We start from the raw sequence: 25450 nt of genomic DNA on the forward strand, positions 1-25450 counted from the left end.
GGAGTCTCGCACTTCCGCTCCAATCAACCTTAAATAGTTTCGTTTTAAAAACAACAATCTTTACGAAAAGAGCCAAATCAAAAAAGCCGCTCAAATGGAACGGCCTAACTTTCTTTTATAAACTATCAGGAAGTTTGTCTACTGCATTTATGGGCTTTGGGAAACCAGTGGGATATTATAATCCGGATATAATTATTTTTTTCTCAAAATCCATAGGTAAGCCAATATTGAAATCCCCACAGAGACAGCTGCCATTATGTAAATGCTAATATACCCAAACAGATAGCCGATTTGGCCGAAGAGGATGGCACCGCAACCGATTCCAAGATCAAAGAAGGAATAGAAGGTGGCATTGGCCATGCCCTTTCGATTTCGGGCAGCGTGCTCAAGAGACCATGCTTGAAGAGCCGGTTGGACTGCCCCGAATCCAATGCCATAAAAAATAGCTGCCATATACAGAATCATGTTATTTGGCATCCATGCTAGCAATAGCATCGCCGCTACGATAAAAAGAGTAGATGGAATGAAGACAGCTTGATGTCCTTTTTGATCATAGATTTTTCCAGCGAACATTCGTGTAAAAATAAGAGCTAAAGCGTAAAGAAAAAAGTATCCTTGAATACCTGTCAGACCCTTTTCGATAGTATAAAGCGGTAAGAAGGTAGCAATCCCGCCAAAAGATACCGTAATGAAAAAAACAAGAACGGACGGAGCAACAGCGCTTTTTTCATAAATGTCAAACCTATTAGTTTTAGCGGGGGCAGAAGGAGGATCTACTTTTTTATAGGTAATTGTTGAAGCCATGATCCAAGCTGCCAGGCTTAATGCACCGCAAAATAAAAACAAATGTTGAAAGGTTAAAACATCCGCTAAGAAAAGTCCAAATGACGGACCAAAAGCCATCGCCAAATTACCCGATAAAGTGAAGTATCCCATTCCCTCACCCCGACGCTTTGCTGGAATAAGATCGGAGGCAATCGTACCTGATGCGGTGGTCGTATATCCCCAGCCAATCCCTTGGACAATCCTCATTGCACATAGAAGGAAAATACTCATCATAAATCCAAACGAGCCTATCGCTACAGCCAAAAAGGCTAGACCGAACAGGAAAACATAACGTCTACCTTTTGTTTCCAAGGCCTGTCCGGCAAAGGGGCGGACAATCAGAGCGGAAAATAAAAACATGCCAGCAACTAACCCAATATACCGTTCATTTCCGCCAAGCTCTTTTACAAAAAGCGGAAGGGTCGGGGAAGTCATTTGAAAGGATAAAAAAACAAAGAAGTTAGCAAAGAAAATCATCACAAAATCACGTGTCCAGATTTTATTGGCAACCGGAAGTTCTTCTTTTAGCAAGGGTACACCCATAATAGTTATTCTCCTTAATTGATAGTAATTATCATTCTCATTTTACTAGAGTTATAGAAAACAATCTATAAAGAATAGAAATAGAAAATAAGCGATCACATTATATTTAAGTAATATTGACTAATAGATAGTCTGTAAAATCATAATAGAAACAAAAAATTAGGATGGAGGTCACTTTATATTAAGAAAATACAAAATTTAATTTGTAAAAAATAATAAAAATGTTATATTTATGTAAATAAATAAGAGGATAGACTTACGAGGAGGAATTTATTTTTAGGTGATGGATATTAGCTCTATATCTTACCTAATTTATATGAAGGTGCTAAGAGGTGACAAAAAGTTAGCTATTACTAAGTCCATTGCCAATAATGGTCTGAATCTTAATATCATAATGCCATTTGATCATGTTCCTGCCTCTACTGAAGAGTGGAGTTAACTTTGCATGTAACAAACGTAGTTGTAAAAGCCTATCTTTAACGTGAAGTTCTAATGGAAATTAATTAATAAACTTGAGAATTATGGTAAAATTGTCTGGTGTTTGGGATAGTTGTTAAGAGTTCATATCATTAATGTGAAATTTTAATTAAGGACCTTTTATTTACCATTTATAAGGTTTATTATCAATGGGGAAATGAGAGATTAAAGGAGTTAATTATGGGTAGACTTACAGAGACTTTAATGGAGACGGTAGAAGATTCGCAAAATAGCAGGAAGAAACCTATGGTTGTTAAACTAAATTCCGAACAACTTGATGAATTTATACAAAGATTTCCAGATGACGGGGAGTTTTTTGGTTTAAGCTATCAGATTCATGATGATAAGACGGTCACTTTTAACTATAGTTCAGATGGTAAACTTCTAGAAGTATTGAATTTGGTTAAGTGATTTGTACTTTGGAGTATCCAGCAGGAATGCTGGATTTTTTTGAGCAAAAATAATCTTAATGAGATTTTGTGCAAAGTCGAATACTGTAGTGGATAAAACAGCATCTGTGAAACCGACAGTAAAGAAGGCGATACAACACAACAAAAGTAAATGGAAAAGCGGAACAGGCTCTGCCGATATTGTTAAAATGGGTGCAATGCTCTCGGAAAACAAAATCCAATATCTTAGGAAGTAAACTGTTATGATGGCGAAATAACAAAAGGCCGGTAAAGTCAATTTCATAAATGCAACCTACTCCCATGTATTTCATATATCCCTTGACTTTCCCGCCAGAAGTAGCAATGTCATCAGCAAGCCTTTCAATATCATCCGATATTAAGCAAATATGAAAAAAGCCGCCATAATCGCGAATGAGCCCAGTAGATTACCGGGTTCATGCCCTCAAGGTTGCCTAATTAAATAAAGTGTCTAACTTTTTGGGTTCACTTCACAATTGGTGGTCTTTTGAATGTGCGATAATTTACATCATACATTTAAATTAGAGAACAATACCTTTGTTATCTATCGGTAAGTATAATTGCAAAATAGTTCTTATACTAACAGATCCTTCACTTCAATAAGAGAGTTGCTTCGGCAGCTCTTTTTCAAACAGAAGGGGCCTGAGGGAATGCTGCTTAAAGACATTACCTACCTCAAAAAGTATTTGTCATGCGTAAAAGATGCGGCCACAAAAGAAATAGTTACGTATCATTCCACATCATTAGATATGAATAACGTTTAAGCGTCTTTAAATAAGCTAAGGCAGGCTGTGAATCACGAGTTCCATCCGAGTGCAATCCTGCATTCTGACCAAGGCTTCCATTACACCCATCCACCATCCGCTACTTCATAACAAAATGAAGGAACTTCGCTAACCCAATCCATGACTTGCAAGGAGAACTGTTGGGATAATGCGGCGATGGAAAGTTTTTTTGGGTCACTTTAAAGATATAGCAGAATATAAAAAATGTACTAATTTAACGGATGTGAAGGGAGAAATTGATCGAGTTATTGAAGAATACAATAAGTGTCGTTGTCAATGGGGACTAAAGTATGCAGGGACTACCTATAAGCCGCATAGCACTTTTTATACGGTCCGAAAAATGGGGCATAGTTCATTTTTGAAAGGTTTTTAATTTTAGCTCTGTTAACAAGTGTTGTTGATTTTTTTTATGAACTCACTCAGTTAATTAAGTACTTCTTAAGAATGCTTGCATACTCGCAGGATTTCACTAATAACTTGAGAGGATTATTCTGCAGTATATTGGAAAACTTTTTTCATTTATGCAAAAGGGTATACCGGAAACTCATGTAAAATGCCATGTTTGTGCAGGTACAGGTGCCTACGATATTTATACTGATTTTCTTACCTGTAATGTAAAAGGATTAATAAGTAAAATTGAATATAAGTACTCCTTTTTTTTATGAAAAATAGAGAAGGAAACAGCGAATACAATAACATTATTTAAAGCAAATAAAACCATTACATATTTTATATGGAGTTAAAAGTTGATGAGGATTCGTTTCTCTAGTGTATTAGGATGTAAATAAGGGTGAGGCGTGAACAGTTTCTTTAAGGACATTTTTGAATGGTGGTTAAGTATTTAATTTTCTTTGCCGTACATTTTGATCAAACTTTGCTTTTTTCCTTTTATTTTGGGTTCCTACTGATTTAGTCCTCTAGCCCTTTAACACTCTCTTTATTTTATTGAATGAAAAAAGTCGTCCAAATAGACAGCCAAATTTTCAATTATAAAAACTATCATGAAGTTTGTCTGTCTGCTTTTTCATGTGAATTCACCAAATTGTTCTATACAACGGCGTTAATGGATTTCTTTTATCATGTATTATCGACTGTTTTTTTAAACTGCGATCATCATTTACAGTTACAATGTCCAAGACTTAAGATAAATTAACATAAGATATTTCATCTATGTATAGTTTCTTCAGTTTTCTGAAAATCCAGATATAGGCCAATATTGAAATCCTCACAGAGACTTACCTAAATACTTCTAACGCCAAACAACGATTTGTCAAAAGAGGGTTGGCACTGAAATCGATTCAAAAATCAAAGAAGGAATATAAAGTGGACTTGGCCACGCCTTTTTGACTAGTTATGGCTGTCATTTTTATCCCTCTAAAAAATTCACCCCTTTTAGATGAATTGATCACAAATCATCTGAAAGGGGAGAGAAGTTTTTATATGTTCTGTTTATTAAAAAAGAATTTTAAAAATAAATATAAGTCAACGTGATACTGTTGCTGTTAGTAAATTAGAGTTTCCTGCAGTACATAAGATTGTTTAAATAAATAATTGTTTTTTAAAAATAAGTCATTATGGATTTGAGTCAAAATTTTGGACACAATAAAGTTGAATTTTAAGCTGCTGCATTTCTAATTTGGTCTTCAATGGCTTGTGGAGTTTGATATCCTAAGCTGCTGTGAATTCTTCTTCGGTTATACCAACCTTCAATAAATTGGAATATCGCTAATTTAGCTGTTTGGTAATTTAGATACTGGACGTGGTTGACTTCTTCCTTTTTTAATATCGCATGAAAGGATTCAATACAGGCATTATCGTACGGGCAACCTTTCTGACTAAAGGATTGCTTAATATGATGATTCTGGTTATGTTGAGTAAACTCACTGCTTGTATATTGTGAGCCAAGATCCTATGAAGAACTAAGCCCTCCGAGGGCTTTTGTGAAGAGTGAGCGTTATCGAAAGCTTTTATGACCAGTTCTGTCGTCATAGAACGTGAAAAGGAGTACCCTACTATTTTCTTTGAATGAAGATCCAATACAGAAGCTAAATAACACCATCCGTCTTTTAACGTGTGGATATACGTAATATCAGCTACCCATTTCTCATTAATGGTCTGGGTGGTAAAGTCTCGTTTAAGCAAATTATCTAACTGAATAACTTTTTCTTTAGATGGATAAGGACGGTATTTTTTCTTCGTGATAGAACGAATACTCGCCTTGCTCATTAAGCGTTGAACACGCTTTAGACTGAGGGAAAATCCTTTGGTTAATAGGATTTGATGTATCTTAGGAGCACCATACCGTCCCTTGCTTTCTAGGTAAATGAGATTAATTTTATTCGTTAGTTCTTTGTTTTCCTGTTCGCGATTGGATACGACAAGTTGAAGAGACTGATAATGGCTGCTTCTTGGGATTTCTAATACTTCACACATTCTCTGTACAGGGTATAGATTCCTATTTTCCTCGATAAATTCGGTAAGATCTGTCTCGGTTATTTTTTCGCGAATATGGCCATAGCCTTTTTTAAGATTTCAACTTCCTGCTTTAACCGAAGGTTTTCCTTCTGTATGGCGGCTAATTCCTTCGGAGTCATAGACTCATTCCCTAAACCGATAGGGGTAAATTCTTTAACCCATTTATAAATAGTTACGTCTGATACACCATATTCGCCACTTAATTCTCTTACTGAATTACCCGAGTGATAAAGATCTACAATAGTCTTCTTGAATTCATTATTATATTTTTTACCTGTATTCTTACGTTCCAGGACGGACACATCCTCTCAAAAATCATTGTAAGGACTTAACTAAAATGTGTCCATGAAACTATACTAACTCCAATTAATACTATAAAAATTATCTTTCCTAATGCGAGAGTTATAGGGGTATAATAAGAAATACGAACTGTGACAATTCCGTCATCATCAAAAAAACCATACCCTCTTGGGAGGGAACCAATAAACAGACCTTCAGGTTTACAATCTTTTGAAACTACAACTCCTGCTGCAATTATACAACCATTCTCAATTGTCAAACCCGGAAGAATAGTAACTCTTGCTCCTATCAAAAAATCATTGCCTATTTTAATGGCTTTCGAATACGGTTTACCTGCTCTTTTTTTGCTACCAAGCTCAGGAGTTGATAACTAATACAAAGTCCATTGCGATGTCACGATACTTGACTATTTCTATTTTTCTAGATTTTTAAAGTAACATCTACAATTAATGTTGTAGTTATTCCGGGAAAATATAGAAATTAATAATTTAGAACATGAGGAGTATGATATGTTGAGCTAAAGTTTACTATTATACCTCTGAAAAATGTTTATTCCGACAGTTTGTCATGTTTCAACTTTCCAAGTTAGTTTTATATTGTTCGTCCCTGCTATTGGTGCAGTTTTAAATGTAACTGTAATATTAGTTTCATCTGCTGTTACAAACCTAATTTCTGCATTCCCTGCATCTAAACTAGCCACATTGACATCCCAATATGAAGGAGTCGAACCTAGTCCATGAGAAATTGTTTTTATTATTGTTGACCCATCTCCACTATATGTTACATTCCCTGATTCTCCTGTTCTTATTTGTTTAAAAGGGCTCACTACACCTGATTGGTTTATAGTTCTGATAAACATTTTTTCATCGTTTATTGATGTGGCTATCTGAAAAGAACCAAAACTGGTATCGTTGTATTGTGTGATAAATCCCCTTGAACTTATAGGGAAATTCACATTTCCTTCACGGGCGCTGTCATAGTGGAATAGTCCCATATGATATGGGTAGTCTACATTGCTAATTACTGTTGCTGCATCTGTGTTTATTCCAGTTTTTATAGCTTTTAACTTATTAGGGATAATAGATTTAAGTATAACAATATTTAGAGTGGTTCCATCTAAGGCACGTTCAAACATAACTTTATCGCCAATTTTGAAGTTATATGAAATCTCTCCATTTCCACCTATTACTATACCGTTAGTTCTGCCATTTAAAGTCACTGCCGAAAGAAATCCTGTGTCCAACAAATTAAAAGTAGTCTTAGTATCTTTGACAAAAACCATTATAGATTTTTTGTAAGTAGGGTTGTCAAAAGTTAATTTAAAGGTTGTCTCGAAATCTCCTGAGCCAATATCCACATAAGCCGTTTCAAAATTGATCGGGGTAAAATTAGTCGATGTAACCCTTGTAATTCGGTCAAGTTCAGAGTTTAAAACGGATTCCTTGCAGGTCGCTTGCTCTAAAGGCATATGCGACCAGGATCCGGAATATCCTTGTAATGACGTTGGGGATATTCCTAGTTTAATGTTTGCAAACTTAAATCCCGCTGGCGCTTTTACACCTACTAGTGATGCATAGAAATTTCTGAACTTTTTCGCCATTTGTGTTTTATTTACATGAATCCGTCCCACTGTAATCCCACCGCTTTTTAGCCAAGCGGGATCAACTTTTGATACTACTAAACGTAAATAAGTGTAGAATGTATCGCTCAATGCAAGTGAACTATTTTCCCAATCCTCAATAACTATGTTGTCAATATAAACTATAGGATTATAATCAACATACCAATTGTTTAATTCAATTGTAGGTCGATTTACTATTTTATTTATATATATTTTCCCAATGTTAATGTATCCGCTGTTTTGATTTTGTACAAATCCGTTAAATGTCATAGTAGGTATAATGCAGTCGATAGCTTCAATATTGTTTATAGTGATACCAAATTTGCTACCACTATAAACGAAAAGTGCGCTTTCTTCACAACGAACTGCTGTCAATGTTTTTATAACAAAATTGTCAATCACTTCATACGGATGGTTCGGTTCAAAATCAATAGCTGCACTTGGTTGAGTCCCTGAAATACCCTCGATTTGTAAATGTTCAGCGTAGGAGTCCAGAGCACAAATTACACTGATGCCTATTCGTCTGCAGTTTCTAATAATTGTTTTTCCTAAAAAAGTAATATTTCTATTGTAATCTTTTGTTCCTGAATTACCTAGGTAAACCCCATCACCCCAACAGTCTTCAATTACGGCATTATAAACCGTAACGTTCTGAGAGTTTCTTATATCAAGCCCAAACCCCCATTCGCCTTCAGTGCCGACATGTGTAGCTCTATCCCCTATTATATAAGGATTAATAAGTGACACATTTTTTACATTTACAGCTTTTACTACCGAATACCAGCCTGTTAAATTAGTAATGGATTTTAGTTTTGCCCCACTTGAAAAATCTAAGCTTATATCATCTTTCAAGTTAATACCAATTGCTCCGTCAATCATATAAGTCGCATCATCGGTAAATTTAAGTATTCCTCCACCCATTAATTTGATGAACTCAATCGCGCTGTTTATTTCGTTAGTATTGTTCATTCCTGCAACAATCCCTAATTCTGAAGTTGAAAAAATTCTTAGTTTATCAATCGTTTTCGCTTTATCAGTCAACCATGAAGTAATTCCATGTTCGTCCATACAAGCACCCCCTTATGCATATATAGTCTAATATATGCGTTAGAACTTGTGCTTGTCTCAGCAGGTAACATGGTCTATTTATGCTAACGTTTGTAGTTTTTTACTTGGGAAGTATATATCCTCCATGATTTTACATTGACATTTTTCAGAAATATAAACATCTAGTAATTATAAATTAAAAGCCGCCCAATAAGGGCGACTTAGAATGTTTTTCGGTTATTCTCACTTAGTATTAATCATCTATATTAGTTATCTTAATCTCACCTTTTACATTATCATTTTCTAAAACAACTATTCCATCTTTAACACCTGATTGAACAGATATCTCAATATCTATTGGATTTTTAGAGTTTTGTATATTTTTTAAATAAAATTGAATGCCCCCACCTTTGTTTCCTTCTACAAGAGGGTTCATCAGCTTAATGTTTTGTAAATATTCACCTTTATTGTTTGGTTCAAAATCAATTCCAAAAGCAGGAGGGGTTCCATTGGTATTAAAAACTTTAGGGTTTTTTATCTCTAAATTAATTGCAGAAATTACTGTTATTCCTTGTCTCCGATTGTTTTCAATTATCGGATTTATTATCGTTACATCTTTGCTGTAATTTTTACTTTCTGTGCTACCGATATAAATACCGTCTCCCCAATTATCTCTAATAGTAGGGTTTTCAATATATACATTTTCAGAACCTCTTATACTTATCCCAAATCCCCATTCTCCTGTTTCCCCAATATGTTTGCTCCTTTCTCCTATAATAATCACTTTTCCAATTAAAGATACATTTTCAACGTTTTTAATACTAATTATCTCATAACTTTCTGAATCATTCGGTAAAGCTTGTAAGACAGTGCCATCATCAAATTTTAGAGTTATATTACTCTTTAATCGTATGGTCTTAATCGCATCAAGTAAATATAAGCCTTTTGGAAAAAATACTTCTTCAAATCCGTTTTCATGAGCATAATCGATAGCGTTTTGGATGCCCCTTGTATCATCAATAGCGTCATTTTTTTCTGAACCAAAAGTTTCTACACTTACTCTATCTTTCATTTCAAATTTATTTATTAAAAATAGTATTAAAACAATACCTATAAAAATAGGAACTATTACAAAAATCTTTTTCATTGATTAGGCAACCTCTTCATATTGATTATTTTTCTTTCTTCACCTGTAGTAGAGGCTATTATGATACCTAAACCAATAAAGATATAGATCATAAATAACTTTGTTCCAAAATTCGGTTCTAACATTCCGTGAATTAAAACTGCTAAAAACCCTCGTTTATACCCAAGTATAAATGATTTAAGATCAATATTTGTAGTAGCGTTATACCTGCTATTTAAGTATCTATAAATTGTTATAAGTAAACCTATATATATTAATAGTGATATAAAGCCGTTGTCTCCTAAAACTTGCAGAATAAAATTGTGAGCTAAATAGTATTCGTTTAAACCATTCACATTTAAAAATCCGTTACCTACGAATGGGTGATTTAAGAACGCATCGAGATACTCCTGAAATATCTGGAATCTTGAAAGAAGATTAGATTGTTCAGATAGGTTATCAAATCGCCCACTCTGAATCATTTCAGTAAGAAAGTCTTTTCCAATATAATAAATTACCCCTGCGCCAAATAGGATTAAAATCAAAGAGAAAACTTTTTTTGTAAATCTAGTATTTTTATTAATAATTACATCAAGTATTACATAAGTCGCTGATAACACTATTGCAACGAACAACGCTGTCCTAGAAGCAGTAAAGATTATAGCAACCCCGATTACTAATAGGAGAAGTAAATTCTTTAAAGAAAATTTATTATTGAAAATTGCCGTTAAACTAATAAAGAAAGGTAATAATAAAATCGAAGCTAAATAATTACTTGCACCGATATTAAGGGTTATTTTGTTACCAAGAATAAAATCCCCATTATTCTCAAATAATGTTTTGGAAATAATAAACAAGGATAAAATACAACCCGAGTACTTAAAATATCTAATTATCTTACTCTGATATTTCTGATTGAATACAATATCTGTAAACATTAATACAATTAACGCTACTTCAATATAAGTTGATAATCCTATTAAATATCTGCCAATATTAGTTGTGTTAATCAATGATAAAATCCCAATGAAAATTAAAATCAAACAGTATTTCCCAATACAACTCAAAGTGAAATTTCTTTTTTTAGCAACTGCCACCAGCCAAATAACAAAACATAACCAAAGAAATATCTCGCCAAAATATATCGTTAATATACTTCCTGCAATAGGAAAGAAAAACGGGGGTAAAAATAGGGTAAGTATACTAATTGATATTAAAAAGAAAAACAGATATCCAGAATTAACCTTGCTTACATTCATAATATAATAAGACCACCAATTCTTAGTAATGACTTTATTATAAATTCAAATCAGCATATTTACTACTAGTTTCCATCCGCTGAAACTCCCTCAATTCTCTTTTCTAGCCTCTAGATACTAGATCGATTACTATTTAATAATACACCGATTAGCATCTCCAACAAAAGTAAACCAATTCAATTCTGATTCTATTGGATTGCCAGTTGAGGAACTTCACGACGTTGCGTATACAATGTCTCTAACTGCTGCCCATTAATTATTATAGTTTTGTCTATAGTTAAATTTGCTGGCTTTGAACCAAAGTCTATTGTGCCTCCTTGATTAAGTGTTTAGAGAACCACCTTAAAAACCACAGGATCAATTTTATTGGTTAGAGTCCCGCCGCTAACATGAATATGGCGTTAGACGATGTTCCTGATAATGAAATTCCAAAACCCAAACTTTGCATTCTTTAAAGATTTCCACACTTTGGATATTCAATCGTCGATGTTTACAATCTTTTGTTGAAAGCGACTTACTTATTTTTATCCGAATTCCTTAAATTCAGATTTCCATTTTTACCCGTTCGAACAACTAAAAATCTTAACTTGCACATGAAAAATTTGTGTATGAAACTTCAAAATGCTTGTAGCTGCTTGGGATTTATCCTAAACTTTAAAAAACGTTTAATCTTAAATAGGTTTAAGTGCCCTTATCAATGATTGCGTGTAAAGGTTAGTTGTCTTATTTTCATATGAAATTAGGTATGCCTTTCGCTGCTTGAATCCAAAATTCCACGATTGTCACTTAATTCAGAAACAGAAGAATGCTACTCTGTTACTGTAAGGGCCTAACTAAATATTCCTACCATATTTATCTATACTTTACCCAAACATCAATAGAAATTTTATAGATATATTCCGTCCTTATCACAATTCCTAACATCCAACTGCGCTATAGCACCTGATTCAGCATTAGGAAGGTATCTAATTGTCCTCATCATTGTTACAATCCATTTCATGCAACCGATAAATAGGTTTGTTAAGTACTTGTGATTTATATCCCATAATCAAGATTTCCAGAAGTACCTTAAAGGGTAATGACCTGAACTGGTGAAACATGGTGATTTCTTTTAAATCTCTGTCATTAAAAATTCGTAAATCCCATTTATTGTCTCCTGTAGAATTCTTCCCGCCTTTAATGATTCAAGAGGAGGTACAGAAACCGGTTCCAAAATCAAAAAAGGAATAGAAAGGGGCGTGGCCAAGCATTTTTGATTTCGAGCGGCTTGTTCAAGAGGCCGCGCTTGAAGAGTTGGTTGGATGACCAAACATTAATAAATGCAGCCGCTTATAGATTATTATTCGCTTACGCAAGAACGGGATATTGTATCCTTAGTATGAGATGTGTAAAAGTAATTCAGGAAATGATGCAAGTCAAATTCTCCTATTGCTTGAGCAGGACGCTTAGAGAAAAGCCTGCACAATAAATGGGCTTATATGGATAGTAAAAAAGAGATAGAAAGTAGTAAGTAAAAAAATATGAGATTGGCTGTTATACTGACTAATAACAACATCCATCCTAATGACCAAGGGCAGTACATATGGTTCGAGGTATAATATTTTAAGTTGAAGAAGTAGTACATATAGTAATAAATAGTAATAAAAGGAGGAAAGTGACTATGTCCACTTTTCCCCCTTTTACAATTTTAAGCTTTGCAAATTATGCACCAAAAAGATAACGGTATCATAGATTCTCAATCCTTAACGCCATCACTTTCTATCTAGAATGAATTCGCGCATTTCCTCTTTCGATATCCCCGACCCCATAACATCCTGCATGATTGCCATCCACTCCTCATCCATGACCTTGTCTGCCTGTTCATTCAACAGAGCATCGACTTTTATACAAAGGATTCTGGAGATTTTTTCCAAAACTAAAATAGTAGGGTTTGTTTGAAGGTTTCTTTCCAGTGAGCTTATATAGGATTTGGCAACGCCGGATTTTGTGGAGAGTTCACTAATTGACATTTTCCTTTCTTCCCTAAGCGACTTAACTCGGTAACCTATCATATTGACCACACCTAACCATTAAAATGAAAGTTATAAATGATTTTTAAACTATTACTTTCAGTTTACAGTTTTTTTCTCCCTTTTTAATGATAACTAGGCACTAAAATACTTGACACAATTATATGTATAAACGGATTTTCCTGTTTGGGTAGGCATTTAGTTAGGTCCATTTCAAGAAATTTTTGCAAAACCGAAAAATCATCTAAGAAAGATTGGGATTTGGTGTATACTTAGATTTATTGAAATTCAGGTCGGAATATTCCGGAAAATGGCCTATATATATATGGTATAGGTAAATTCAGGAAATGAAACTACTTTTGCATAGAAAAAGTAGTTTGTAAGTTTCATGTAAATTTCCTTGAAAATACATAAATATAGGTAATATTATGCTATAATGGAATAGGTCATTTTTTACATATCAGGAGGATGAAATGGAAGAAACTATTAGTATTAAAGATATTTTTAAAACATTAAAGAAGCGTTGGAAGCTAATCATGCTGCTGACATTAATTGCCGCTTTGATTAGCGGATCAATTTCTTATTTCTTATTAACACCCGTTTACCAATCTTCAACACAGATCCTGGTTAATCAGAAACAATCGGAAAACCAATTGGACTCGACTCAAATACGTTCTAATATTGACATGATCAATACATACAGTGTGATTATAAAAAGCCCAGCCATTTTGGAGAAGGTCATTGATGAACTTGAACTAGACCAAAGCGTAGATCAGCTTAGCGGAAAAATAACAATCAACAGCCAGGAAAATTCGCAGGTCTTCTCATTAACGGTTCAAGATACTAATCCGGCCAAGGCAGTTGAAATTGCCAATACGGTTTCTTCAATTTTTCAAAAGGAAATAAAGGATATTATGAACGTCGACAATGTTAGCATACTTGCGAAGGCAGAAATAAAGGAAAATCCCGCTCCTGTAAAACCTAATCCATTATTGAATATCGCTATTGCGGTGGTAGTTGGTTTGATGGCTGGAATAGGTTTGGCATTCCTCCTTGAGTATATGGACAATACGATCAAGGACGAGGATGATATTGAGAAACTCCTGGAATTGCCCATCCTTGGATCGATTCAAAAGATTTCATAAGTACATAATCAAGGCTAACCCAGAAAAGAAGCATTTGAAAGGAAGCGGGATTTTTGAGAAGTAATGATAAAAAACAGGTGAATTTGATTGCACAGACTAATCCTAAGTCACCTATCACTGAGCAATATCGATTAATTAGAACGAATATTCAATTTTCCGCTGTGGACAAAGACATACAAACCATTGTGGTAACTTCAGCAGAGCCTAATGATGGGAAATCCACCACAGCTGCAAACCTCGCGATCGTGCTGGCACAGGAGGAGAAAAAAGTTTTGCTTGTGGATGCAGACTTAAGGAAACCATCCGTTCATTATGCCTTTAGCCTTAGTAATATAGAGGGACTTACGAGTGTCCTGACCAAGAAAATGAGCATAGAAAAAGCACTTTTGAAAACAAATGTGCCTAATCTGGAAATCCTGACTAGCGGTCCAATACCGCCTAACCCTTCGGAATTATTAAATTCAAAAGCGATAGAAACAGCCATTGAAGAACTTAAACAAATGTATGATTATATCATTTTTGATACACCGCCCGTTCTGATAGTGCCTGATTCCCAGATTGTAGCCAATAAATGTGATGGCGTGATCATGGTAGTGTCGAGCGGCAAGACAAACAAACAAAGCGCAGTGAAAGCAAAGGAGCTTTTAGTGAAAGCTAATACATCCTTGCTTGGAGTCGTTTTGAATGGCGTTGAAACGGATAACAGCCATTATTATTACTATCAAACTTAAAGAAATTAAGACAAAATTCGACAAAATAACACCCTGTTTAATGGAAGTTTAATATGCTACGATTATTCAGGGTATTAATTCCTATCAATTTTCTTAGTGATTAAGCCTATTATCCCAATTTGTTAAAAGGAAGTGTGTGAAATTTGATTGACATACATTGTCACATTCTCCCAGGAGTTGATGATGGATCTGGAGACATGAAGGAAAGCTTGATCATGGCAAAAAATGCGGCGGAAGCAGGAATCATCCATTTATTTGCCACGCCACATCACTTAAATGGGAAATATGTAAATGTGAAGAGTGACATCATTGACCAAACAGTGAGGTTAAATGAGAGTTTACAACAAGACAATATTCCTCTAACCATTCATTTCGGACAAGAAGTAAGAATACACCGGGACATATTTACTTCACTAGAAAAAGAAGAGATCCTAACGTTAGACGATAATGGTACATATTTATTACTAGAGCTTCCTTCGGGTAAGGTTCCTGCATACACACAAGAAGTGATTTATGAGCTGCTGCTTAAAGGAATAACACCGATAATCGTACATCCGGAGAGAAATAAGGAATTGATCGAGAATCATAAACTATTATTTGATTTGGTCCAGGAGGGTGCCTTAACTCAGCTTACCTCTGGTAGTATTATCGGACTCTTTGGGAAGAATATTAAGTCTTTTTCAAAAAAAATTATGGAACATAATTGTGCTCATTTCATTGCAACAGATGCCCATAATATAGGCTCTAGAGGATTCACTTTACAACAGGCCTATGAAACCATTACAAAAGCATATGGAATCGAACGTGCATTTTATTTCAAAGAAAACGCTGAACTGCTAATAAAGGGACAAAGTCCTTTAATTGATAAACCTGTACTATTTAAAAAGAAAATATTTGGAATCTTCTAAGGATAAGGATAAAGATAATTAATAGGCCTACACATCATAAAAAAATTTTGTCTCCATGTATAGTTTTTAGGTTTTTTGTTGCTGAACGACTTATATAGGAGAGGGATAAACCACCTTTCAATTGGAAAGTTCCTAGTTCAAAAACAGCAAAATGGTCATTAGGATCAATAAGGGCATTTAAAAGGGAAATATGGACAGCATCATTCATCATGATATGAAAAATTAATATCATGTGAAAAAGAATACAATCATTAATACTGTATTTAATAGAGAGTATATCGACATTTTATTAAAGGGGGAAATGTGGTTGGCCTACCGAAAACGACTAACACTGCTGGCGCTTTTAGATTCCTTAATAGTATTATCGGCCATTTATGTAAGTTCTATATTCTTGTATCCGTATTTAAATATATTTAAATTACCAACGCTCTTGGTCACATCTGTTTCTTTATTAATTAGCCATCATTTTTTTGCTTCTATTTATAAACTGTATAAGAAGGCCTGGGAATATGCGAGTATTAGGGAATTACTGTCCATTGTAAAAGCAGTAAGCTTATCGGTTATCACAGTTATCGCCATCCAGTTAATGGTCTTTCAAGATGTTTATGTAAGAGCCATGGCATTAACCTGGATGATGCATGTCATCCTTATTGGCGGTTCCCGCTTTTCGTGGCGAATGCTGCGTGACCGCTTGATACATAATCAAAAGGAAACCAGGAACACATTGGTTATTGGCGCAGGATCGGCAGGAACCATGGTTGTACGTCAACTTCTTAATAATCATGGTACGGAGCTTAAACCAGTAGCATTCATTGATGATGATCCGAAGAAAAATAAGTTAGACATCTTAGGAATACCCGTTGTTGGTAACTCTAAACATATCCCTGAAATGGTGGAAAAATACCATATAGATAATATTGTCATTGCGATTCCTTCATTAAGTAAGAAAGAATTGAAGGTCATCTTTGATGAATGTGTAAAAACGAATGCCAAAACACAAATCATGCCGATGATTGAAGATATTATGGTAGGGAAAGTAAATGTTAATCAGTTTAAAGAAGTGGAAGTCGAAGATCTTCTAGGGAGAGACCCCGTCGAATTGGATATAACCAGTATATCTGAATATGTAACAGGCAAGACCATCCTCGTTACTGGGTCTGGAGGCTCAATTGGTTCGGAGATTTGCCGTCAAATATGCAGGTTCTCACCTGGCAAACTTATTCTCCTTGGACATGGGGAAAATAGTATTTATCAGATTGATATGGAACTGAAAAAGCTCTATGCAAATCAAATAGAAATCATACCTGTCATCGCAGATATCCAGGACCGAGAAAGAATTTTTGAAGTGATGGACACCTACCGACCTGACGTTGTTTATCATGCGGCAGCACATAAACATGTACCGCTTATGGAATATAATCCACGTGAAGCAGTTAAGAATAACGTTTTTGGTACAAAGAATGTTGCAGAAGCGGCAGATACTTTTGGTGTAGGTGCATTTGTGATGATTTCATCCGATAAAGCCGTCAACCCAACAAACGTTATGGGATCGACCAAGCGCATTGCTGAAATGATCATCCAGCAGTTAGCTAAAAATAGCACAACAAAATTTGTCGCTGTTCGCTTCGGAAATGTGTTAGGCAGCAGAGGGAGTGTCATTCCTTTATTCAAAAAGCAAATCCAAGCAGGTGGACCAGTAACGGTCACACACCCAGACATGACAAGGTATTTTATGACTATACCTGAAGCATCCAGATTAGTTATTCAGGCAAGTTCCTTGGCTAGAGGTGGGGAGATCTTTGTTCTTGATATGGGTGAACCTGTTAAGATTGTAGAATTAGCAACAAATCTTATCCAGTTATCAGGTTATTCAATTGAGGATATTGGAATTGAATATTCTGGAATCAGACCTGGTGAGAAGATGTATGAAGAATTATTAGGGGAGAAAGAGGTTCATAGTGAGGCTGTGTTCCCTAAGATCTTTATAGGAAAAGCGGTACTGGAACAGGAAGACGAGATACAGTATCTTTTAAACTCCTATGATGATTTTTCCATAATGGAACTGAAAGAATTCGTTATAAATTTAGCTAATAGGAGAAAGAATAAAGCTTTCTCAGCAGCGAAATAGATATTAGGAGGAATATGATTGAAGAAAGTCAGAAAAGCAATCATTCCTGCCGCTAGTTTGGGTACTCGATTTTTGCCAGCTACAAAAGCTATGCCAAAATAGATGTTGCCAATTGTTGATAGACCTACTATCCAGTACATAGTTGAGGAGGCCGTTGCATCAGGAATTGAAGATATAATAATCGTAACTGGAAAAGGCAAGCGTGCGATTGAGGATCATTTTGATTTCACTCCTGAACTTGAACAAATTCTAAAGGGAAAAGGAAAGTTTGAATTGCTCGATAAGGTACAGTACCCTACTAGCCTTGCTAATATTCATTGCATTAGACAAAAGGAGCCCAAAGGGTTAGGTCACGCTGTATGGTGCGCACGTAAATTTATTGGGGATGAACCATTTGCCGTACTTTTAGGGGATGATATTGTACAGAGTGATACTCCATGCTTAAAGCAGCTGATTAATCAGTTTGAGGAAACAAACCATTCAATTATCGGAGTTCAAACTGTACCTATTGAAGAAACCAATCGCTATGGGATAATAGACCCTGCTTTTCAAGATGGCCGCCTATATCAAGTTGAAAACTTTGTAGAAAAACCAGCCTTAGGGTCAGCACCTTCCAATTTAGCCATAATGGGAAGATATATTCTTACTCCTGAAATCTTCAGTATGCTAGATCAGCAAGAAGCTGGTGCAGGAGGGGAAATCCAGCTAACGGATGCGATTCAGCAGTATACAGCAAGTTTTTGCTTATGACTTTGAAGGAAAAAACGATATGACGTTGCCCTTCAAAATCCTTCATTTCAAGATGAAACTTTATCGTTAATTTAGAAATATTAGATGCACAAAAGGTTAAAGGTTAAATGAATTTTCAATTCATGTTTAAATATATTAGGACGATAAGGAGGTAAATAAGATGGTTTATCAAAATTATATAAAAAAGATGATTGATTTTATTCTTTCATTGTTAGGATTAATAATATTATCACCTTTTTTTATTATATTAATAGTATGCATAAAGTTAGATTCAAGAGGTCCAGTCTTCTTTAAACAACGTCGTATTGCAATCAATAAATCTGAGTTTTATATTCTTAAATTTAGAACGATGAAAATAGATACACCTAAAGATACTCCAACTCATCTATTGAAAAACCCAGAATCCTATATAACGAGGGTTGGAAGGTTTTTACGAAAGACAAGTTTAGATGAACTTCCACAAGTATTAAACATTCTTAAGGGGGAAATGAGTATAATTGGACCCCGACCTGCACTATGGAATCAATATGATCTGATTAAAGAAAGAGATAAATATAAAGCTAATGATGTTGCTCCAGGTTTGACAGGATGGGCACAGATAAATGGTAGGGATGAACTTCCTATTAAAGAAAAGGCTGCTTTAGATGGTGAATATATAAAAAAAATGTCGTTTTTATTTGATATGAAAGTTTTTTTTATGACTTTACTAAGCGTGCTTAAATCACAGGGTGTCAAAGAGGGTGCTAACTAAGCTTCAATGAATACAAACTCTCAATATAATAAGGAGTTACTTTGTTAATGAGAAAAAAAAAGATACTGATAACTGGCAAGGGAAGTTATATTGGATCGAATTTAATTAAATGGCTTAATCAATGGCCGGATAATTATGATGTCGAAGAACTGGCTGTTAAGACTGAAGAGTGGAAGCAAATAAATTTTGAACAATATGATGCAGTATTACATATGGCAGGTATTGCGCATGTGTCTGCTGATCCTAAATTAGAGCAATTATATTTAAAAGTGAATAGAGATTTGGCGATTGAAGTTGCTAAAAAAGCTAAAAAAGAAAACGTAAAGCAGTTTATTTTTATGAGCAGTATGATTATATATGGAGAAGATGCCAAAATTGGCGAGAACAAAATTATTACTAAGGATACAAAACCTAACCCTTTAGACTTTTATGGAAGAAGTAAACTTGAAGCAGACCTTACTATACAAGAATTAATGGATGAGAATTTTAAAACGGTTATAGTTCGAACTCCTATGGTTTATGGGCCAAACTGTAAAGGTAACTTTCCTAAATTAATAAAGTTAGCTCAGATAAGTCCGATATTCCCTAAAATAAATAATGAAAGAAGCATGATTTTTATTGAGAATTTGTGTGAGTTCTTAAAATTGATTCTTGATGGGGAAAAGGAAGGCATATTTTTTCCACAAAACAAGGAATATGGAGTCACCAAGGATATTATCGATGTAATGACTAGAAGTTTTGGGAAAAAGGTATATTTTATTAGTTTATTTAACCCTGTATTAAAATTGTTATCAAAAAAAGTGAATTTAATAAATAAAGTTTTAGGAAATAAAATATATGATAAATCTATTTCTCCTGAAATGAATTATTGTGTGGTTGATTTTGAAAGTTCTATAAAGAAGAGTTTGAAATTAGGTGGAAAATAATATTATGAAAAAAAAAGTACTATTATTAGGTAATCATGGTTTTGTAATCTATAACTTTAGAAAAGAATTAATCCAAGAACTGTTGAGAAATGAATATGAAGTGTATATTTCTCTTCCAAAAGATGATGATAAAGTTCAAACTATGATTAGTTGGGGTTGCCAATTTATTGAAACGAATATTGATAGAAGAGGAACTAACCCCATCACAGACTTTAAATTAATTTTACAATATCTAAAAATATTAAAAAAAGTTAAACCTGATGTTGTATTAACCTATACGATTAAGCCAAATCTATATGGTGGATTAGCTAGTAGATTACTAAATATACCTTGTATTAATAATATTACCGGTTTAGGCAGTGGTTTTAGTGGAGATTCACTACTGAAAAAGTTTCTTTCCAAAATGTACAAGGTAAGTCTAAAAAAATCATACTGTGTTTTTTTTCAAAATACATCAGATATGAATATCTTACTAGAAAATAAGACAATAAAAGGGAACTATGAACTTATACCTGGATCAGGTGTTAATTTAAATGAGTTTATGTATAAAGATTTTCCGGTTGATCAAGATCCAACATTCCTCTTTATTGGACGCATCATGAAAGATAAAGGTATAGATGAATATTTAGATGCAGCAAAAGAGGTAAAGGGCAAATATCCTAATGTTAGATTTAATATAATTGGATTTGTTGAGGAAACCCAGTCACATTATCATGAAAAAATTAATAACTATCAAAATCATGATTATGTTACATATTTAGGTTATCAATCCGATGTCAAACCTTATATAGAAGAATCACATTGTCTTGTTCAAGCATCGCATGGTGGAGAAGGCTTATCAAATGTATTGCTAGAGACTGGTGCAACGGGCAGAGCTTTAATTGCTTCTAATATACCTGGTTGTAGAGAGACAATAAATGAAGGGGAGAATGGATATATATTCGAACCTAAAAATACTAGAGATTTAGTTGAAAAGATTGAAACTTTTATTCAATTATCCGATGAATCTAAAATGGAAATGGGTCTTAATTCAAGAAAAAAAGTGGAAAAAGAGTTTGATAGAAATATAGTTGTTAATGCATATATGGAGAAAATAAATCAAATTTGTAAACAATAAATATGTTTGGAGTGCAGGTAATGTCCAAAATAGCAGTAGTAGGTACAGGTTATGTAGGTTTAGTATCTGGAGCAATTCTTTCAGATTTCGGACATACAGTAACATGTGTAGATGTAAATGAAAACAAAATAAACGATTTAATAAAAGGATTTATTCCTATCTATGAACCGGGTCTTGAATCTATAGTACAAAAAAATCATTATTATAAGCGTCTAGATTTTTCTACTGATATTCAACATGCAATAGAAAATAATGATGTAATCTTTATTGCAGTTGGTACACCTCCTGCTGATGATGGAAGCGCTGATTTACAATATGTTCTCTCTGTTGCACAAAGCATTGGAACTTATATGAATGGTTATAAGGTTATAGTGGATAAATCAACTGTTCCTGTAGGTACTGGTCAAAAAGTAAAAGATATGATTAATTCAACCTTATTAGAGAGAGAAGTAGAATATCCTTTTGATGTTGTTTCAAATCCTGAATTTTTAAGAGAAGGATCTGCGGTACAAGATTTTACACATCCAGACAGGGTTGTTATTGGAGCCGAAAGTCAAAGAGCTTTCGAAATAATGAAAGAAGTATATAGGGTGCTTTACCTTAATGAAACTCCTCTTGTAGAAACAAATATTGAAACAGCGGAAATGATTAAATATGCTGCCAATGCATTTTTAGCAATGAAGATAACATTTATAAATGAAATAGCGAACGTTTGTGAAAAAGTAGGTGCGGATGTTCAAAAAGTTGCAAAAGCGATGGGACAAGATGGTAGGATTTCTCCAAAATTCTTGCATGCGGGCCCCGGATATGGTGGTAGCTGTTTCCCAAAAGATACAATGGCTCTTGCAAAAATTGCTCAGGATTATGGAGAAACCATTTCCCTTATAGAGACGACTGTTAAAGCAAATGAGAGACAGAAGATGAAAATGGTAAATAAAATTATTAATGCAATGGGCGATATTGAAGGAAAAACTCTGGCTATCCTTGGAATTACTTTTAAGCCTAATACCGATGATATGAGAGATGCACCTTCACTTGTAATATTAACTGAACTCGCAAAACACGGTGCAAAATTCAAGGTTTACGATCCTGAAGGTCTTAAAGAAGGTATATGGCGTCTTGAAGGTATTAAAGAAAGTATAATATGGTCTGAAAATACCTATGAAGCTATTGAAAATACTGATGCAACAGTCATCCTCACAGAATGGAATGAATTTAGAACACTTGATTTTGATAAAGTAAGGAATCTAAATGGAGGAAGATTCTTTTTTGATTTAAGAAATATATATAATAAGAATGTTATGTTAGAAGAAGGATTTAAATATTATGGTGTAGGTGTTTAATGATGGGTTTAAAAACAATAGATAACGAAAAAACATACTTTGTAACAGGTGCAGCCGGATTTATTGGTATGCATCTTTCAAAAAGATTATTAGAAAACGGTTGTAAAGTTATTGGTTATGATAATTTAAATGATTATTATGATGTTAATCTTAAAAATGCCCGTTTGGATATTCTAAATGAATATGAAGAATTTGTTTTTCATAAAGCTGATTTAGAAGATAAAAATTATTTAGAAAAAGTATTTAAAGAAAATAAAATTAATATTGTAATCAACTTAGCTGCGCAAGCTGGAGTTAGATATAGTATTGAGAATCCAGACGCCTATATTCAGTCTAATATAGTTGGTTACTTAAATATCTTAGAAATGTGTCGCCATCATAAAGTTGAGCATCTACTCTATGCTTCCTCAAGTTCTGTTTATGGTGCAAACAAAAAAATACCCTTCTCAACTGAAGATAGGGTTGATAACCCAGTTAGTTTGTATGCAGCCACTAAAAAATCAAATGAACTAATGGCTCATACATATAGCCATCTTTATAAGATACCTACTACGGGATTAAGATTTTTTACAGTTTACGGTCCATACGGGCGACCTGATATGGCTTATTATTCTTTTACAAAAGCAATCATGGAAGGTAAACCTATAAAAGTATTTAATAATGGTGATATGTATCGTGATTTTACATATATTGATGACATTATTGATGGGGTAATACGACTTATAGATAATTCACCTGTCCTTAGTAATAAAGAATTGCCATATAAGATTTATAATATTGGTAATAATAAACCTGAAAAATTATTAGATTTTATACAAGCTATTGAAATGGCAGTTGGGAAAGAAGCTATAAAGGAATATTATCCAATGCAACCTGGGGATGTTTATCAAACTTATGCTGATGTTCATGATCTTATACATGATGTAGGATTTAAACCTGAAACATCTATACAGGATGGTATAAATAATTTTATGATGTGGTATCGAGACAAATCTTATTAATTAAACTTATAAATCTTGAAAATTTGAAATTTTGTATGGTTGATTATTTTAATTCTCTGTATTTGAATAGTATCGAAGGCATGTTATCGGAGGAAAATTAATGATTGTCGCGCACATTGTAAGTCACCTAAATACAGGTGGAGCAGAAAAACTAGTTGCAGAAATGTCTAATATTATGAGTAGAAAAGGAATAACTATTAAAGTTATTACTTTATTTAAAGGGAGGGGGGTTCCATTTGAGATTTTAGAAACCAAAAACATAGAGTTAATTGAGCTTAATTATGATAGTAAGTATAACCCAATGATTGCAATGGATTTATATAAACATACAAAAGACTGTGATATAGTTCATACGCATACGTATTATGCACAACTTTATGCTAGTTTGTTTATTGCTAAAAAAAATTAATTACCACTGAGCATAGTACCCATAATAACAGAAGAGGAAAATCGATTCTTCAGTTTTTCGATTATTTAATGTATGCAAGGTATTCAAAAATTATATGTATTAGTACGGCTACCAAAGAAAGTTTAAATCAATGGATAAGAAAAACAAAAAGAAAATCTCTAATTATTCACAATGGCGTTGACATTGATAAATACTTCCATGCGATTCCAATATCAAGAAAAGAAATAGGAGTTGGAGAAGGGGAAATCATATTAACATGTGTTGGTAGATTTGAAAAAGCTAAAAATCAAGAAATTATAATAAAAGCTTTAAAAGAAATTAATATTAAAGCAAAACTGATATTAGTTGGACATGGACAAAAAGAAGAAGAATTGAAATTACTTGTTGAAAATTTAAATTTAAATAAGAGAGTTATATTTTTGAAACAAAGAAGTGACGTAGAACGTATTTTAAAAAGCAGTGACATATTTATTTTACCGTCTTTATGGGAGGGATTTGGTTTAGCTGCAGTTGAAGCCCTTGCTTCTGGGCTTCCTGCTTTATTATCAAATGTAGATGGTTTAAAAGAAGTAACTACTAATCTGGAATGTGATGTCGAATATTTTAATCCTTATGACCTTAACGAGATAGTATTAAAGACAAATCAAACAATTGAAAAATTACAAGCCTCAAAGAAAGAAAAACAATTGGAAAAAAATAATTTTGAAAAATACGATTTGAATAATATGGTTGAAAAATACTTAGTGACTTACTCTAAAAATTAAGCGGAGATAATTAAATTAGCCTTTAAATATTTTATAATAATTCTGTTCGCAATGCTATACACCAGTGTCTTCCAACACCAATGTTTATATCATTATGCGGTTACTATTATTTTAAACTTTTGGATTTGAGTCAATATTTTGGACAAAAAAGGTTAAATCTTTAACTGTATTCCTAATTCGATCTTCAATGGCTTGTGGGGGTTGATAGTCCAAGCTACTGTGAATTCTTTTTCGGTTATACCACCCTTCTATAATTGGAACATTGCTAATATAGCTGTTTGATAGTCTAGATATTGTACGTAGTTGACTTCTTCCTTTTTTAATAGAGCATGAAAGGATTCAATACAGGCATTATCGTACGGGCAACCTTTCTGACTAAAGGATTGCTTAATATGATGGTTTTGGATATGTTGAGTAAACTCACTGCTTGTATATTGTGAGCCAAATCCGTATGAAGAACTAAGCCCTCCGAGGGCTTGTGTGATAAGTGTGCGTTATTGAAAGTTTTTATGACCAGTTCTGTCGTCATTGAACGAGAAAATGAATACCCTACTATTTTCTTAGAATGAAGGTCCAATACCG

Annotated in this window: 20 protein-coding genes and 3 pseudogenes; 14 read left to right on the top strand and 9 right to left on the bottom strand. The window is 33.8% G+C overall.

Annotated features, from left to right (window positions below; genetic code table 11):
- Positions 1–192: 192 nt before the first annotated feature.
- The gene (locus ACFX4X_RS21675) at positions 193–1368 is read right to left on the bottom strand and encodes an MFS transporter (protein ID WP_377386319.1); all 1176 of its coding nucleotides are present in this window, start codon (positions 1366–1368) and stop codon (positions 193–195) included.
- Positions 1369–2025: 657 nt separating this feature from the next.
- Between ACFX4X_RS21675 and ACFX4X_RS21680 the strand changes: the two genes are divergently transcribed.
- Positions 2026–2256 (top strand): hypothetical protein, encoded by a 231-nt coding sequence (locus ACFX4X_RS21680; protein WP_377386322.1) that lies wholly within the window; start codon positions 2026–2028, stop codon positions 2254–2256.
- Here the strand turns inward: ACFX4X_RS21680 and ACFX4X_RS21685 are convergent.
- The 6 genes and pseudogenes from ACFX4X_RS21685 to ACFX4X_RS21710 form a co-directional block, all read right to left on the bottom strand.
- Positions 2230–2538, bottom strand: a complete 309-nt coding sequence (locus ACFX4X_RS21685; protein ID WP_377386325.1) for a hypothetical protein — start codon at positions 2536–2538, stop codon at positions 2230–2232. The genes ACFX4X_RS21680 and ACFX4X_RS21685 overlap by 27 nt on opposite strands.
- 2135 nt (positions 2539–4673) lie before the next feature.
- A pseudogene (locus tag ACFX4X_RS21690) lies at positions 4674–5826 on the bottom strand (IS3 family transposase).
- Between the two features lie 35 nt (positions 5827–5861).
- Positions 5862–6146: a DapH/DapD/GlmU-related protein gene (locus tag ACFX4X_RS21695; protein ID WP_377386374.1), complete on the bottom strand. Its 285-nt coding sequence runs from the start codon at positions 6144–6146 to the stop codon at positions 5862–5864.
- A gap of 252 nt (positions 6147–6398) precedes the next feature.
- Positions 6399–8522 carry a hypothetical protein gene (locus tag ACFX4X_RS21700; RefSeq protein WP_377386328.1) on the bottom strand — a complete coding sequence of 708 codons (2124 nt, stop codon included), beginning with the start codon at positions 8520–8522 and terminating at the stop codon, positions 6399–6401.
- 232 nt (positions 8523–8754) lie between these two features.
- Positions 8755–9648 carry a right-handed parallel beta-helix repeat-containing protein gene (locus ACFX4X_RS21705; protein ID WP_377386331.1) on the bottom strand — a complete coding sequence of 298 codons (894 nt, stop codon included), beginning with the start codon at positions 9646–9648 and terminating at the stop codon, positions 8755–8757.
- Complete coding sequence (locus ACFX4X_RS21710; RefSeq protein WP_377386334.1) at positions 9645–10886, bottom strand: O-antigen ligase family protein; 1242 nt, start codon at positions 10884–10886, stop codon at positions 9645–9647. Before ACFX4X_RS21710 ends, ACFX4X_RS21705 begins: the two co-directional genes overlap by 4 nt.
- Positions 10887–12171: 1285 nt before the next feature.
- Between ACFX4X_RS21710 and ACFX4X_RS21715 the strand changes: the two genes are divergently transcribed.
- Complete coding sequence (locus tag ACFX4X_RS21715) at positions 12172–12354, top strand: hypothetical protein (protein ID WP_377386337.1); 183 nt, start codon at positions 12172–12174, stop codon at positions 12352–12354.
- A gap of 283 nt (positions 12355–12637) precedes the next feature.
- Here the strand turns inward: ACFX4X_RS21715 and ACFX4X_RS21720 are convergent, their stop codons facing one another.
- On the bottom strand, positions 12638–12937 hold the full coding sequence (locus ACFX4X_RS21720; protein ID WP_377386340.1) for a helix-turn-helix domain-containing protein: 300 nt from the start codon (positions 12935–12937) through the stop codon (positions 12638–12640).
- Between the two features lie 431 nt (positions 12938–13368).
- On the opposite strand from ACFX4X_RS21720, the gene ACFX4X_RS21725 reads away from it, so the two are divergent.
- The 12 genes and pseudogenes from ACFX4X_RS21725 to ACFX4X_RS21780 all read left to right on the top strand — a co-directional run bounded on the left by ACFX4X_RS21725 (position 13369) and on the right by ACFX4X_RS21780 (position 24868).
- Positions 13369–14040, top strand: a complete 672-nt coding sequence (locus ACFX4X_RS21725; protein ID WP_377386343.1) for a YveK family protein — start codon at positions 13369–13371, stop codon at positions 14038–14040.
- A gap of 53 nt (positions 14041–14093) precedes the next feature.
- Positions 14094–14771 carry a CpsD/CapB family tyrosine-protein kinase gene (locus ACFX4X_RS21730; RefSeq protein ID WP_377386346.1) on the top strand — a complete coding sequence of 226 codons (678 nt, stop codon included), beginning with the start codon at positions 14094–14096 and terminating at the stop codon, positions 14769–14771.
- Positions 14772–14914: 143 nt separating this feature from the next.
- A complete protein-coding gene (locus ACFX4X_RS21735) occupies positions 14915–15679 on the top strand; it encodes a tyrosine-protein phosphatase (RefSeq protein WP_377386349.1) in 765 nt (254 codons plus the stop codon).
- Between the two features lie 307 nt (positions 15680–15986).
- Positions 15987–17807, top strand: a complete 1821-nt coding sequence (locus ACFX4X_RS21740) for a polysaccharide biosynthesis protein (RefSeq protein ID WP_377386352.1) — start codon at positions 15987–15989, stop codon at positions 17805–17807.
- 18 nt (positions 17808–17825) lie between these two features.
- A pseudogene (galU, locus tag ACFX4X_RS21745) lies at positions 17826–18570 on the top strand (UTP--glucose-1-phosphate uridylyltransferase GalU); the annotation flags it as partial.
- Between the two features lie 147 nt (positions 18571–18717).
- Positions 18718–19308: a sugar transferase gene (locus ACFX4X_RS21750; protein WP_377386355.1), complete on the top strand. Its 591-nt coding sequence runs from the start codon at positions 18718–18720 to the stop codon at positions 19306–19308.
- A 47-nt stretch (positions 19309–19355) separates the two neighbouring features.
- Positions 19356–20234, top strand: coding sequence for an NAD-dependent epimerase/dehydratase family protein (locus ACFX4X_RS21755; RefSeq protein WP_377386358.1), 879 nt, complete (start codon positions 19356–19358; stop codon positions 20232–20234).
- A gap of 4 nt (positions 20235–20238) precedes the next feature.
- Positions 20239–21351, top strand: a complete 1113-nt coding sequence (locus ACFX4X_RS21760) for a glycosyltransferase family 4 protein (protein WP_377386361.1) — start codon at positions 20239–20241, stop codon at positions 21349–21351.
- A gap of 20 nt (positions 21352–21371) precedes the next feature.
- Positions 21372–22694 carry a UDP-glucose dehydrogenase family protein gene (locus ACFX4X_RS21765; RefSeq protein ID WP_377386364.1) on the top strand — a complete coding sequence of 441 codons (1323 nt, stop codon included), beginning with the start codon at positions 21372–21374 and terminating at the stop codon, positions 22692–22694.
- A gap of 2 nt (positions 22695–22696) precedes the next feature.
- Entirely contained in the window at positions 22697–23695 is a 999-nt protein-coding gene (locus ACFX4X_RS21770; protein WP_377386367.1) for an NAD-dependent epimerase, read from the top strand.
- Between the two features lie 100 nt (positions 23696–23795).
- Positions 23796–24104, top strand: a complete 309-nt coding sequence (locus ACFX4X_RS21775) for a glycosyltransferase (protein ID WP_377386371.1) — start codon at positions 23796–23798, stop codon at positions 24102–24104.
- A gap of 44 nt (positions 24105–24148) precedes the next feature.
- Positions 24149–24868, top strand: a complete 720-nt coding sequence (locus ACFX4X_RS21780) for a glycosyltransferase (RefSeq protein WP_377386377.1) — start codon at positions 24149–24151, stop codon at positions 24866–24868.
- 111 nt (positions 24869–24979) lie between these two features.
- On the opposite strand, the pseudogene ACFX4X_RS21785 reads toward ACFX4X_RS21780, so the two are convergent.
- Positions 24980–25450: pseudogene (locus ACFX4X_RS21785) on the bottom strand (transposase); the annotation flags it as partial.

The organism is Peribacillus sp. YIM B13481, assembly GCF_042787985.1.
Classification (GTDB): Bacteria; Bacillota; Bacilli; order Bacillales; family DSM-1321; genus Peribacillus; species Peribacillus simplex_A.